The sequence below is a fragment of the Pedobacter sp. ISL-64 genome (assembly GCF_018613605.1).
In the GTDB taxonomy this organism is placed as follows: Bacteria; Bacteroidota; Bacteroidia; order Sphingobacteriales; family Sphingobacteriaceae; genus Pedobacter.
This window is the reverse complement of record NZ_JAGGPU010000006.1, coordinates 729527-743477: the sequence shown is the minus strand read 5'-3', so window position 1 is coordinate 743477 and position 13951 is coordinate 729527. Positions and strand designations below refer to the sequence as shown.

Genomic DNA, 13951 nt, shown 5'->3' with positions numbered 1-13951 from the left:
TTGGGCAAAAAATAATATTTAAATTAAGCATGAAGAGATTAATATGGGTTTTAATGACAGCTATATTATGGTTTGGTTGCAAACCTGGTATACCTGATGGCATTATTAAACCTGATAAAATGGAAAAGATTTTATACGATATGCACATTGTTGATGGCTACCTTTCAAGCATTTATGTAGTAGATTCAGCAAAGAAGGTGGCATCAGCTTATTATAAAGGGATTTATAAAAAATTTGGTACAGATTCTGCCGAATATAACAAGAGTTTAATATGGTATAATACCAACCCTGTAGCATTAGAGGCGATGTATAAAAACATACAAAAATTGTTAGCCAAGCAAAAAAAGGGAACGGCATTAGCTGATCTGATAATAAAGAAAAAAGCATTTAAAGCCGACTCTTTAGTGATAGCAAAGAAATTTAAGGCCGATTCTCTTGCGATCAGAAAAAAAATGAAACCAGATTCTTTATCGAAGGTTAAAGCAGTTGCTGAAATTGCAAAGAAGAAAAAACAGGCCGATTCATTAATTAATATAAAAAAAGCTGGCGTATCGGAAGTAGTTCGAAGTCCAGCTATTGTACAATAATATGTTATATCCCGAAAACTGTTTAGAACGTTTAGGTTTTGTTGAGATCAGGCAACTGATTAGCAAACATTGTTTAAGTCCGATGGGGCAAACAATGGTAGAGAAGATGCAGGTGATGAACCGTTTTGATCAGATTGATAAGTTTCTACGACAAACAAACGAGTTTAAAAGTATCCTGCAAAATCAGGAACCACTACAGATTAATACCTTTTTTGATATTAAGTCGCTGGTTGAAAAAATCAGGGTTGAAGGCACTTATCTATTGGAAGATGAGTGGTTTCAGGTATATACTTCGTTGCATACGGTTTTCTCGGTACTCCGTTTTTTCGAAGAACGTGCAGAAGTATACCCTACATTAGAAGCTTTATTTGAGCATCTGCCGATCGAAAAAACGATCCTTCGTAAAATAGAAAGCGTTATAGATGCCAAAGGAAAGATCAAACCCAATGCATCAAAAGAATTGCAGGAGATTACCTCTGCCATTTCGAAAGCTGAACAAGATGTGCGTAAGCGAATGGATTCGATCTACAAGCAGGCGATTGCCAATAACTGGGTTGCCGATGGTAGTTTAACCATTCGTGATGGTAGAATGTGTATTCCGGTTTTGGCCGAGAACAAGCGTAAACTCAAGGGCTTTGTACACGATGAATCGGCAACAGGGCAGACGGTTTACATTGAGCCTGAAGAAGTATTTACCCTAAATAATAAGCTGCGCGACTTAGAGTTTGACAAACGCCGGGAAATTATTAAGATTTTAATTGCGCTAACGGACGATTTGCGGCCATATTCGCCACTATTGCTTTCTTACCATGGTTTCCTTACCAAACTGGATTTTGTTCGTGCAAAGGCTTTATTTGCGATGGATATTGAAGCTGAGATGCCAGGTTTGTTAAAAGAGCCTAAAACCAAGCTGATTAATGCAAGGCACCCTTTATTATCGATTTCATTTGCCGCCGAAAAGAAAACGGTCACACCTTTAAATATCCATATAGATGCCGAAACCCGGGTGGTATTGGTATCAGGACCAAATGCAGGCGGTAAATCGGTTTGTATGAAAACCGTTGGCCTTTTGCAGATTATGTTGCAAACAGGTTTGTTAATTCCGGTTGATGCGAATAGTGAAGTGGGTATTTTTGAAAATATTTTTGCCGATATCGGCGATGACCAATCTATAGAAAGTGATTTAAGTACTTACAGTGCACACCTAAAGAAGATGCGCTATTTTGTAGAACATGCTTCGCCAAAAACGATGGTGCTGATTGATGAGTTTGGTACCGGAACCGATCCGCAGTTTGGGGGACCAATGGCTGAAGCTGTTTTAGAGGTGTTGAACAATAAAAAGGTGAGGGGGGTAATTACTACCCATTATTCTAATTTAAAGCTTTTTGCAGGTAATACACCTGGTTTGGAAAATGCATCAATGCTTTTTGATAATGCCAAAATGAAACCACTTTATATTTTGGAAATGGGTAAACCTGGTAGTTCTTATGCATTCGAAATCGCTCAGAATATTGGTTTGCCAAAAGAGGTAATCGAGCTGGCTAAAGAAAAAACAGGATCTAACCAGAACCGCGTAGATACCATGCTTGTTGATCTGGAGCGCGAAAAGAAAAATGTGTACGATGCCAAAGTAAGTTTAGCCAATCAGCAGAATAAAGCTAAAAACCTGGTTGCCGAAAATGAAAAGTTGAAAAGCTTTTTAGAGGAGAATAGAAAGGTACTGATTAAAGAGGCGAAACAAGAGGCGCAGAATATTATTAAAAATGCCAATAAACTGGTTGAAAATACCATCGCTGAGATTAAGGAAAAGCAAGCTGATAAAGAAGTAACTAAAGAGCTCCGCCAGAATTTGCAAAAAGAGCTGGTTAAAAATACTATTCCGAAAGAGCGCCCTAAACCAGTACAGGTAATTGTTGGCGGTGAAATTGAAATTGGTGATTTAGTGAAATTTACAGATAGTGAAACCATTGGTCAGGTTTTAGAAATTAACCGCAATGAATTGGTTTTGGCTATTGGCGATTTACGATCGACTGTTAAAAAGAACCGCGTTCAAAAGGTGAGTAACCGCGAAGCTAAAAAAGTAGTTCAAAGCAGTGCAAATTCTTTTGCAGGGCGCATGAATGATGCCGTATCTGGTTTCAGGGCCGAACTTGATCTTCGTGGAAAACGAACTGAAGACGCCCTCTTTGAAGTAGAGAAATATTTAGATAAAGCCATTATGCTCGGCTTTCCGTCCATTAAACTGATTCACGGTAAAGGTGATGGCATTTTGCGGAAAATGATCAGAGAATACCTGCGTAAATATAGTCAGGTAAATAGGATGGAAGATGAACATGCTGATAGAGGTGGGGATGGGATTACTTATGTGTATTTGAATTGATGTTGTGAGATGAGAGATTTGAGACATGAGATTTGAGTTATCCAAGCGTCATCTCGACTGGAGTGCAACGTAATGGAGAGATCTATATTATTAATTAGATAATAGTGATGTCGGATGTTACCATCTGACATTCTAATTATATTTCGCGATAAAATCGCAGAACTATTATGCGCTCATTAGAATCGAACAAAAACACAGAAAATCCACCCGATCATCGTCATCTCGACCGTATTGGAGTGATCTTTGAGGTTTTGTAAACTTAGTTTAAAAGATTTCTCGGCTTCGTTGCACTATGCTCGAAATGACGACCTATCCCAATAAAAATAAAACTTTATAACCGTAACGTTGTTATTTCTAAAACGTTACGGTTATGAGGGCAATACTACTCTGTTTATTTGTAATGCTATTCGTTACAAATTGCAAAAAGAATGGTGATGATAACGACAATCCAGGTACTTTACCTGATGTAGAATTAAAATCAAAAGTAGTTGTATCCGGATTGAGCCTTCCTTGGGAAATAGTGTATGGACCTGATAATTTCATTTGGTTTACCGAAAAAGCAGGTAAAATTAGTCGTTTAAATCCTGCCAATGGGCAAGTAACGCCTTTACTTACCATAACCGAAGTACGCACCAATGGAGAAGGTGGCTTGCTTGGAATGACACTCCATCCCGATTTTACCAGTAACCCATACGTTTATGTAATTTATGGCTATGGTAGTACCTATAAAGCTAAAGTTGTACGTTATACTTACGGCGGAGGAAATTTAACGAGTCCGCAGGTATTATTGGATCAGATTCCTGCTGCTTCAATCCACAATGGTTCGCGTTTGCTGATCAGTGGCGGTAAACTATTTATCAGTACTGGCGATGCTGCTGATACTGGCAATCCTCAAAATGTTAATTCCTTAGCGGGGAAAATTTTAAGGATAAATTTAGATGGCTCGATCCCCGGTGATAACCCTTATCCAAATAACCCAGTTTGGTCTTTAGGACATCGAAATGCACAAGGATTGACCCAGGTAGGCAATAAAATTTTCTCTTCAGAGCATGGCCCGGATTCTGATGATGAGATTAATATTATCGAAAAGGGAAGAAACTACGGATGGCCAAATATTAAAGGTTTTTGTAATGAAAGTGGAGAACAATCGTTTTGCAGTTCGAACAATGTGGTAGAGCCATTAATCAATTGGACACCAACTATTGCGCCTAGTGGTTTAGCTTATTACAATTCAGATTATATTCCGCAGTTTAAAAATTCGTTACTATTGGCAGTATTAAAAGGGACTAAATTGATGCAGCTTAAATTAGATGATGCTCAAACAAAAATTACAGCAACGAAAGATTTTTATGTAAACACTTATGGTAGGATAAGGGCTGTTTGCCAATCGCCAGAAGGGAAAATTTATATCTGTACCAGTAATGGAAGCGATGATAAAATTGTAGAAATTGCGAAGTAGATTAATTATTTTTTCCGTCCGGGGCACTTTTTACAGCGTTTACCTTTTTTGAATTTCTCACAACATTTTTTATGCTCAGCCGTACAGCTGAAAATAAAACCCATGCCTTTTTGAAATTCAGGATCGGTGGGTAATATGAATAGACTTTCTTCTCTCTCGTAAATCATTGCAGCACAAAGGTAATAGTTATTTAGATTAATTCCAATTAATTAATATTCCTGGAAGATTTAAAAATTATAAATGCTACATTTTTGACGGCAATTTGTAATTTAGCGAACTAACCAAAAAATTCATAAGATGATAAATAAAGTGGTATCTGGAGCTGAAGAGGCTATCAAAGATATATCAGACGGTGCTACCCTCATGCTTGGTGGTTTCGGGCTTTGTGGTATTCCAGAAAATTGCATTAATGCTTTGGTAAACAAGCAGGTGAAAAATTTAACCTGTATCTCTAATAATGCTGGTGTTGATGATTTTGGTATTGGTTTAATGCTGAAACAACGCCAGGTTAAAAAAATGATTTCTTCGTATGTAGGTGAAAATGCCGAATTTGAAAGGCAATTGCTGAGTGGCGAACTTGAAGTAGACCTTATTCCGCAAGGTACCTTAGCGACGCGTTGCCTGGCTGCTGGATATGGTATGCCTGCAATTTTTACGCCTGCGGGCGTGGGTACCGAAGTGGCAGAAGGCAAAGAAGTGCGCAATTTTGATGGCAAGGATTATTTAATGGAATATGCCTTTGATGCAGATTTCGCTATTGTTAAAGCCTGGAAAGGTGATACCGCTGGAAATTTGATCTTCAGGTCTACCAGCCGCAACTTTAATCCTATAATGGCTATGGCAGGTAAAGTAACCATTGCCGAGGTAGAAGAATTGGTAGAAGCTGGTGAATTAGATCCAGATTATATCCATACGCCTGGTATTTATGTTCATCGGATTTTTCAAGGGAAAGATTATGAGAAAAGAATCGAGCAACGAACGGTGAGGAAGGTTCAATAGTTCATTGGTGGTTCATTCACTCATTCGAAATTCTTTCAATCAATCATTAAAAAAAAATATGTTTTCAAAAGAAGAAATCGCACAGCGCATCGCTAAAGAAATAAAAGACGGATACTATGTTAACCTTGGTATTGGCATACCTACTTTGGTCGCCAATTATATTCCAAAGGGAATTAACGTAGTGTTACAATCTGAAAACGGCTTATTGGGTATGGGGCCATTTCCCTTCGAAGGAGAGGAAGATGCCGATTTAATAAACGCAGGTAAACAGACCATTACTACCTTGCCAGGATCGTCTATTTTTGATTCGGCCATGAGTTTTGGGATGATCCGTGCGCAAAAAGTAGATCTGACTATTCTGGGAGCCATGGAGGTGTCAGAAAATGGAGATATTGCCAACTGGAAAATCCCCGGTAAAATGGTTAAGGGAATGGGCGGAGCTATGGATTTGGTAGCATCAGCCAAAAATATCATTGTGGCGATGCAGCACATCAATAAAGCCGGAGAAAGTAAATTATTACCTAAATGTACTTTGCCTTTAACCGGTGTAAAATGCATTAAAAAAATTGTAACTGAATTGGCCGTTTTGGATATTTTACCTGAAGGTGGTTTTAAACTTTTGGAGCGTGCACCAGGCGTAAGTATCGAATTTATACAACAATCTACAGCTGGAAGACTGGTAGTAGAAGGAGAGATTCCTGAAATGAGATTGGATTAAATTGGCGTTTTGGAGGCATTAGCCACGGGTAGCTCGTCATTTGTCGTCATCTCGACTGGAGCACAGCGAAATGGAGAGATCTATGAATCAAATTTATTTAAATGAGATTTAAGATTTCTCCTCCGAAGGAGTTCCTTTGGAACACTGTGGTCGAAATGACGATCTATCGCGGTCGTCATTGCTGCTTTAATGTTATTCAAAAAAGTTAAGCTATATCTACTAAAATACTATTTCTTAAATCGTTGGAGATATCTTCTGTGATACCGATAATTTCTTCAGGTTCGTTGGTGTTATTCATCACCACCTTATTGCATTGTTCGCGATATGGCAATAAATATTCTTTATAGGCTGGCACTACATGGTTGTGCCATTTGTACAATACATCATCTTCAGGGTAACCACGTTCCAAGCCATCGCGTTTTATACGGCGATCTAAAGCTACCTGTTCATCTGCATCAACAAAAATGGCATGATCCAACAGCGCGGCAATTTCTTTGAAGTGGAGGATAAAAAGGCCTTCTACAATAATGATTGGTGCCGATTTAATTTCTAAAATTTTAACTACGGCTAATGGGTTATTGAAGTTATATTCTTTTTTGTAAACAACTTCACCACTCATTAATTGCTTAATGTCTCTCAAAAACTGCGCACTATCAATGGTAGATGGGAGGTCGAAATTGTATAACTTGTTCTCTTCCTGTGTCATCTCGCCCGCAGGGATATAATAATCATCTTGCGATACAAGTGTTACTTCGTCCTGTTTAAAATGATGAAGAAAACAGTTTAAGAAAAATGTTTTACCCGATCCGCTACCACCGGCAATACCAATTATAAATGGCTTTTTGTTTAAACTCATTGAGCACTATATGTTAAATTGCAAAAAAAACGTTTGTCTAAAGCGCCCAGTGAATCGGCTACGGCTTTAGTCATTACAATTATAACATCTTTTGTGGATTCGTTCTCTGTAAATTTACCAACAACTTTGGCAAAGGTAGTGCGGTTAGTCATTGGGTTGGTAATCTTAATTACCCTGCCCACTGGTGCCGTACGGTGTAAAACCAACATTTTTGTCCCGTCCAGATCTTGGTCTGCAATCCAAACAGCGGTTCCTTTTTCTTCGATCTGGCTTAAACCATATACACTTGGATCGCGACGAAGTTTAGGGTCTTTAACCATAGTACTGTCTGGTTCATTTTCCTGTTCTTCTTTAGATAAATCATTTACCGATTTTGGTTGTGGTGGTTTAGGGATAATCAGCTTCTGATCAACTTTAATCGCATTATCCTCCAGTTTGTTTGCTGTTCTGATCTGATAAGCGGTTAAATTATATTTTTTAGCAATGGTAAAAATGTTTTCACCGGTAGCTACAGTATGGATAAAACTCTCTTCTCTTGTTGCTGCTGGTGCTTCTTTAACTTTAGCTTCTACCTCTTTTACTTTGGCTTCTGTCTGCTTTTCTTTCGGAACCTGAACATCTGTAATAATCCCTCCCGGTACTTTTAAAACCTGTCCAATGGTAATGGCGTTATCAGGCAAATCGTTCAGTTTTCTAATCTGGTAAGCGGTAATGCCGTATTGTTTAGCGATGGTGAAGATAGTTTCGTTTCTTAAAACAGTATGTGTTCCTGCTGCGTCTGTAGATTTGTTATCCTGTATCGGTTTTTCTTCGGCAGCAGCTACTACTTTATTCTCGTCGATATTTTTCGTTGCCGGAATTTTAAGTTTCTGGCCAATACGCAGGTTGTTTCCCGAAAGGTTATTGGCTTTTTTTACTTCTTCAACAGTAGTGCCGTATTTCTCGGCTATTTTGCCTAAAAACTCCTTAGGCGCAACAGTATGCTCGATCATGGTTTGATCAGCAGATGATGTATTGGCTTGAGGCGTTTCTGTATTGTTTTTCGCTGGTGGCGTTACCGGAAGAGCTGTTGCAGTTTGTTCACCATTTTTAGCAGGGATTTTTAAAACCTGACCGATGCTTAAATTACTGCTGCTAAGGTTATTTAAAGCTTTAATCTCATTGATGGTTGTGCCATATTTTTCGGCCAACATATTTAAGTTTTCTTTTGGCTTTATAGTATGTTCTATAACATTAGCAGTTGAAGAGCCAGGTGTTGCAGTATTCGATGAGCCAGTAGCTGTAAAGGGAACATTAGTAGGTACCTTAATAATAACCCCAACCTGAAGGAATTTATTATCATTAAAGGTCATGATATCTTTAGGCGAAACATTATACCTTCTCCCGATCGAATAATAAGTGTCTTTTGCTACGGTTTGGTGAACGATCAGTTTTTTGCCTTTATTATTTTCTACACCGATAGAGTCTCTTGCTGTGTTGGCTTTGGCATTTGCAATGTTTAAGGCAAATAACACTACAGCAGATAAATATATTTTATGCATTTATTTTTATGTAAATTTTTAAGTCAAAGGGAGCAATTATACGAATAATATTGTTAACCATCTTAAGTTGAGCTGTTCGTTTTCAAGTAAAAATAAGATGACCTTAACTTTGTAAATTCGATATGCTATTCATTAACAAATGTTTATAAAATGGTTGTTTCGTTTAATGTTGAATATTAAACGATTTAATAAATAACGTATTGTTCAAAAGACAAAATTGCGCAAAACTTTTATAAATTTGGTTTGTTACGTTGACATCAAAAAAACAATATAAATAATAAAAAAATGGACGCTAAAGAAATAAGCTTAAACGAAAAAGAAGTTAAACCAGTTGTAGATCTTTTAAACGATTATTTGGCCAATTATCACATTCATTATCAAAAACTAAGAGGTTGCCACTGGAATATTAAAGGACAGAACTTTTTTACTTTACATGTTAAGTTTGAAGAATTATATACCAATGCACAATTAACTATTGATGAGATAGCCGAGCGTGTATTAACCTTGGGTAAAGCACCGCATAGCCGTTTTGCCGATTATATTAAAGAATCTAAAATTAAAGAAATTGATACCATTGGCCTTAAAGATCTTGATATGGTTGATGCCATTTTAGATGATATGGCTGCATTGATCGAATTGGAAAGAGAACTTTTAGAAGCTACAGATGCGGCAGGAGATGATGGTTCTAACGATATGGTTAACCGTTTTATGCAGTTTAAAGAGAAAAATACCTGGATGTTGCGCTCTTTCGCAGGAAAGAAATAATATAATTTAGGTGGTTAAAAGCCTCATGTAAGTAGCTTTATTGTAAAATCTGCTTATATGAGGCTTTTTTGTTTCGGAGAAAATCTAATTATTTATCTTTGGGCATGGCATACAAAAGTTTAGCAGAATGTGTATCCGATCTCGAAAAGTACGGTCATTTAATCAGAATAAAAGAAGAAGTAGATCCCTATTTAGAAATGGCAGCCATCCATTTAAGGGTTTACGAAAATAAAGGACCAGCAATACTATTCGAAAAAGTTAAGGGAAGTCTTTTTCCTGCTGTTTCAAACCTGTTTGGGACATTAGAGCGATCGAAATTTATTTTTAGAGATACTTTACCAAAAGTACAACAGCTGGTATCATTAAGGAATGATCCGATAAAAGCATTAAAAAATCCATTTAAATATGCGGGTTCAGTAATGTCGGCTTTATCGGCCTTGCCACTTAAAACACCTTCTGCAAAAAGCAAATTTTTAAAAACAAGTATCAGTCAGTTACCACAAATTGTAAACTGGCCTATGGATGGTGGCCCTTTTGTTACCATGCCGCAGGTTTATACTGAAGATATAGATAAACCAGGCGTTTTAAATGCAAATTTAGGCATGTATCGCATCCAATTGGGGGGGAACGATTATATCCAGGATCAGGAGATCGGGTTGCACTATCAGATCCATAGGGGGATTGGCGTACACCAATCTAAAGCCAATGCACTAGGCCAACCCTTAAAAGTAAGCATTTTTGTTGGCGGACCTCCATCACATCCTTTAGCAGCAGTGATGCCTTTACCGGAAGGATTATCGGAAATGACATTTGCAGGTGCATTGGGCGATAGGCGTTTCCGTTATTTTTATGATGATGAAGGTTTTTGCATTTCTGCAGATGCCGATTTTATTATTACCGGAACGGTTTACCCAAATGAAAATAAGCCAGAAGGGCCTTTTGGCGATCATTTGGGGTATTACAGTTTAACGCATCCTTTTCCTTTGATGAAAGTGCACAACGTATATCATAAAAAGGATGCCATTTGGTCCTTCACGGTTGTTGGCCGTCCGCCACAGGAGGATACCAGTTTTGGGGCTTTGATCCATGAAATTACAGGCTCGGCCATACCACAGGAAATACATGGTTTAAAAGAAGTTCATGCGGTTGATGCGGCTGGCGTTCACCCTTTGCTCTTTGCCATCGGTAGTGAGCGTTATACCCCATATTTAAAAGCGCGCAGACCTCAGGAAATATTAACCATAGCGAACCATATACTGGGAAAAAACCAATTGAGTCTGGCTAAATACCTGTTTATTGCAGCCAAAGAAGATAATCAGCATTTAAGCACACACCATATTGAAGCATTTCTTACCCATATTTTGGAACGGATCGATTTAACGAGGGATGTTCATTTTTATACCAATACTACAATTGATACACTTGATTATAGCGGCGATGGATTAAACAGCGGATCGAAGGTAGTAATTGCTGCAGCAGGAGATAAGCAGCGTGAACTTTGGAATAAGACTCCTGAAGGACTGAAATTGAGCGATGGATTTTATCAGCCGAAAATAGCCATTCCAGGGGTTTTGGTTTTAGAAAGTGACAAATATTTAAATCCGGAGAAAACAGCCGCGGAAATTGCTTTATTGAATATGGCTTTGATTGATCAGGATTTATCTGGCTTACCTTTAATTATATTGGCTGATGATGCAGAATTTACGGCTGCCAATATTGATAACCTGGTTTGGGTAGCTTTTACAAGGAGCAACCCGGCGGCTGATATATATGGTATCAACGATTTTACCATTAATAAACACTGGGGCTGTAAAGGTTCGTTGATTATTGACGCAAGGAAAAAGCCCCACCACGCACCTGAATTGATCAAAGATGAGGCTGTGGAAAAAAAGCTGGATGTTTTGGCTCAAAAGGGTGGAAGCCTATATGGAATAATTAGTTGAATAATTAAAATAAAAAGCTGATTTTTAAGCATACATGCGCTATGCTTTCAACGTCCCGGTTAATTACTTTTTTATTGGTGCTGCTTTGTGTATCTACAAAGGCACAAGACCATAAACTCGATAGTGTAGCTACAAACCTGAACAATTATGGTTTAAGTACTGCCCATTCGAACCTCTTTGTACATTTTGATAAGAATGTATACACCAATAACGATCAGGTTTGGTTTACCGCTTACCTGCTTAAAACGGTAACCGATATAAAACAATACCATACCCTATACTTATCGCTGGTGCACAACAGAGATAGCAGCGTGGTATACCAGGGAAAGTTTTTAATGGATAAGGGGTTTTGTTATGGTGCATTGAATCTCCCCGATTCGTTGCCGGAAGGCGCTTACCGTTTTGTAGTCAATACCAACATCACCTTAAACGGTAAGTGCGATGCCGAATTTATTCAGACCATTACTATTAAATCGACTACATTAAGCCCTTTGGTAGATTAGGTATCTATAATTAAGCCTTATGATGAACGTACGGGCAATGGTACCGTTTTATTGAAAATTTTAACAAGTGAAAACCGGTTTGTAGAAGATGCTCAAATCAAATATCAGATTGGACGCGATAAACAGGTTTTAAAGTCGGCGGCAGGCAAAAGCAGTGTCATTGGAGAATTGATGATCGACTATCCTGCAGATAAAGTTACAGCGGCAAACAACCTGTTAACCATAAGCATTAAGAAGGGAAATCATAATCGCTACGTTAAATTTGAGCTTCCAATAAGGAATAGCCCAAAATACCAAGTAGGTTTCTATCCGGAAGGTGGCTACCTGATTACTGATTTAATGAGCAAAGTGGGGTTTGAGATAAAAGATGGAACTGGGGCTGGTATAAAGGCGCGAGGGGTATTATATGAAGATAATGCCGCAGTTGATACCATTGCTACCAGTTCGATGGGCATTGGCGCTTTTTATCTCATGCCAAAATCATTAAAACACTATATCGTAAAGTTACTGGTAAATGGCCAGCAGGCTATGTCTTACCATTTACCGCTTGCCCTAAATAAAGGTGTGGCTTTGAGTACGCCATCGGCCATTGGTAATGATGAATTTAAAACTCAGCTCGAAGCTAATGTTAATGCTAACGTGCATGTGCTGGTACATAATTTTTCGGATATTTTTTTACAGACCACTTTAGCTTTAAAAGCTGGTAAAATGCAAAACATCAGGTTTAATTTAGATTCGGTGCCCGTTGGATTGCACACTATAACTGTTTTAGATAGTAACTACAAGCCCCTTGCGGAAAGAATCTTTTTTGCGCATTATGACAGGATTAACCAGGTTATGGTTGAGCCTGATAAAAGCGAATATCAAACACGCGGACAAGTAAACCTAAAACTGAAAATAACTGACAAGGTGAATACACCTCTAAGCGGGTTGGTTTCGATTGCCTGCGTGCGGGCAAACCGGCTGTTGCCGTCTAATAATAACACCATTGTTGATGCCTATTACTTAAACAATAACCTGACCGATTTCCCAAACAATAGTTTTGGACTGAAATATGCAGATAAAAACTATTTAAACGATGTGCTTTTGGTAAAGGGATGGCGGAAGTATAAATGGCCCGAAGTAGAATTGGATAAGCGCGAAATTGTTAACGTACTTTCAAGTCTGGAGTATAACGGAAATATAACCCGGAAAAAGAAGTCTTTAACAGGCCCTATGAGTTTAAGTACCATTGCTGGCACTAACATAAATTTTTTAAGTACCGATAGCAGCGGTAAGTTTAGTATCCCTTTTGCTAGTCTGCTTACCAAAGAAGCCAAGCCCAATGTGTGGTTAAGTATAGTTACCGTCAAACATGAAAACTACGAGCTAAAGATTAACGAGCCACAAAATGATATTAAAACTTACCTAGGTCTGCAGGATTTTGTGCAGCAGGTAAATAAAACTGCCGTAGCTGACGAAAATACCCAAAGTATGACCGCTGTTGCAGGCATTAAACTGAAAGATGTGGTAATTAATAAAACCAAGGATAGCAGTAACAGTTTGGTTAGGAGAGGATATAACAGGTGTGGCGATTATGTTTGCAAGTACAATATTTTAAATTGCCCGAATCATTTTGGTGATTTTGACAGCCATGAGCCTGTTAAAGGTAAAACTTATAGAGATGGCAGGGCAGGTGGTTCAGTTGTTTACCATGGCTGCACAGATGATGAGCTCAAATCGAATCTGGTGATATTAAAAGGGATTAACCTGCCTAAAGAGTTTTACGTGTCGGATGTGTTGAACAAAAATGAACCCATTAACTTTGATACGGTTTATTGGAACTACCAGGTGCTTGTAAATGGCGAAACCCCTTTGAATTTCAATACTGGTGATATTACCGGAAAGTTTAAAATTATTGTACAGGGTGTAACTGATAATGGTGTGGTTTATGGCGAGCAGGAAATAACGGTAAAAAGGCAGTAGGCAAGGAAAATAGTGTAAGACAACACTCTTTATGCTATCGCTTAACCAGCCGAAACCGGTGCTGAAAATCTGGTTAGTGCGGACAAACAATCAGTTGAGGGGCGGAAAGCCTAAACACCCAACAAATTACTTCAATATCGGCTCCATAGTTCGAAATTTTGTTTGATTCGGTTAAACAAATCACAATTTATTAACGTATTTACGACGATTGTAACATTTGCGTTAATTTCTGGTT

At 38.2% G+C, this 13951-nt stretch carries 11 protein-coding genes; 9 read left to right on the top strand and 2 right to left on the bottom strand.

What is annotated here, in order from left to right:
• The first annotated feature begins 29 nt into the window (after positions 1 to 29).
• From J7E57_RS11090 to J7E57_RS11070, 5 genes are all read left to right on the top strand, one after another.
• Positions 30 to 587 (top strand): DUF4296 domain-containing protein, encoded by a 558-nt coding sequence (locus tag J7E57_RS11090; protein ID WP_215164975.1) that lies wholly within the window; start codon positions 30 to 32, stop codon positions 585 to 587.
• A gap of 1 nt (position 588) precedes the next feature.
• Positions 589 to 2967, top strand: a complete 2379-nt coding sequence (locus J7E57_RS11085) for an endonuclease MutS2 (protein WP_215127972.1) — start codon at positions 589 to 591, stop codon at positions 2965 to 2967.
• 370 nt (positions 2968 to 3337) lie between these two features.
• A complete protein-coding gene (locus tag J7E57_RS11080; RefSeq protein ID WP_215127970.1) occupies positions 3338 to 4426 on the top strand; it encodes a PQQ-dependent sugar dehydrogenase in 1089 nt (362 codons plus the stop codon).
• Between the two features lie 297 nt (positions 4427 to 4723).
• Positions 4724 to 5425 (top strand): CoA transferase subunit A, encoded by a 702-nt coding sequence (locus tag J7E57_RS11075; protein WP_215127968.1) that lies wholly within the window; start codon positions 4724 to 4726, stop codon positions 5423 to 5425.
• Between the two features lie 58 nt (positions 5426 to 5483).
• Positions 5484 to 6143 carry a CoA transferase subunit B gene (locus J7E57_RS11070; protein WP_057934284.1) on the top strand — a complete coding sequence of 220 codons (660 nt, stop codon included), beginning with the start codon at positions 5484 to 5486 and terminating at the stop codon, positions 6141 to 6143.
• Between the two features lie 205 nt (positions 6144 to 6348).
• On the opposite strand, the gene J7E57_RS11065 is transcribed toward J7E57_RS11070, so the two are convergent.
• Positions 6349 to 6999, bottom strand: a complete 651-nt coding sequence (locus tag J7E57_RS11065) for a uridine kinase (protein ID WP_215127965.1) — start codon at positions 6997 to 6999, stop codon at positions 6349 to 6351.
• A complete protein-coding gene (locus tag J7E57_RS11060) occupies positions 6996 to 8540 on the bottom strand; it encodes a LysM peptidoglycan-binding domain-containing protein (RefSeq protein WP_215127963.1) in 1545 nt (514 codons plus the stop codon). The genes J7E57_RS11065 and J7E57_RS11060 overlap by 4 nt, the downstream gene beginning before the upstream one ends.
• 285 nt (positions 8541 to 8825) lie before the next feature.
• Between J7E57_RS11060 and J7E57_RS11055 the strand changes: the two genes are divergently transcribed.
• From J7E57_RS11055 to J7E57_RS11040, 4 genes are all read left to right on the top strand, one after another.
• On the top strand, positions 8826 to 9305 hold the full coding sequence (locus tag J7E57_RS11055; protein WP_057934298.1) for a Dps family protein: 480 nt from the start codon (positions 8826 to 8828) through the stop codon (positions 9303 to 9305).
• Between the two features lie 104 nt (positions 9306 to 9409).
• Positions 9410 to 11248, top strand: coding sequence for a UbiD family decarboxylase (locus J7E57_RS11050; RefSeq protein WP_215127961.1), 1839 nt, complete (start codon positions 9410 to 9412; stop codon positions 11246 to 11248).
• 41 nt (positions 11249 to 11289) lie between these two features.
• A complete protein-coding gene (locus tag J7E57_RS11045; RefSeq protein ID WP_215127959.1) occupies positions 11290 to 11751 on the top strand; it encodes a hypothetical protein in 462 nt (153 codons plus the stop codon).
• A 51-nt stretch (positions 11752 to 11802) separates the two neighbouring features.
• Positions 11803 to 13716 carry a hypothetical protein gene (locus J7E57_RS11040; protein WP_215127957.1) on the top strand — a complete coding sequence of 638 codons (1914 nt, stop codon included), beginning with the start codon at positions 11803 to 11805 and terminating at the stop codon, positions 13714 to 13716.
• Positions 13717 to 13951: the final 235 nt, after the last annotated feature.

Excerpts from the sequence above, each read along its gene's own strand:
- J7E57_RS11045 (WP_215127959.1), top strand. The coding sequence starts at position 11,290 with ATGCTTTCAACGTCCCGGTTAATTACTTTTTTATTGGTGCTGCTTTGT.
- J7E57_RS11065 (WP_215127965.1), bottom strand. The coding sequence starts at position 6,999 with ATGAGTTTAAACAAAAAGCCATTTATAATTGGTATTGCCGGTGGTAGC.
- J7E57_RS11050 (WP_215127961.1), top strand. The coding sequence starts at position 9,410 with ATGGCATACAAAAGTTTAGCAGAATGTGTATCCGATCTCGAAAAGTAC.
- J7E57_RS11085 (WP_215127972.1), top strand. The coding sequence starts at position 589 with ATGTTATATCCCGAAAACTGTTTAGAACGTTTAGGTTTTGTTGAGATC.
- J7E57_RS11090 (WP_215164975.1), top strand. The coding sequence starts at position 30 with ATGAAGAGATTAATATGGGTTTTAATGACAGCTATATTATGGTTTGGT.
- J7E57_RS11060 (WP_215127963.1), bottom strand. The coding sequence starts at position 8,540 with ATGCATAAAATATATTTATCTGCTGTAGTGTTATTTGCCTTAAACATT.
- J7E57_RS11070 (WP_057934284.1), top strand. The coding sequence starts at position 5,484 with ATGTTTTCAAAAGAAGAAATCGCACAGCGCATCGCTAAAGAAATAAAA.
- J7E57_RS11075 (WP_215127968.1), top strand. The coding sequence starts at position 4,724 with ATGATAAATAAAGTGGTATCTGGAGCTGAAGAGGCTATCAAAGATATA.
- J7E57_RS11055 (WP_057934298.1), top strand. The coding sequence starts at position 8,826 with ATGGACGCTAAAGAAATAAGCTTAAACGAAAAAGAAGTTAAACCAGTT.
- J7E57_RS11080 (WP_215127970.1), top strand. The coding sequence starts at position 3,338 with ATGAGGGCAATACTACTCTGTTTATTTGTAATGCTATTCGTTACAAAT.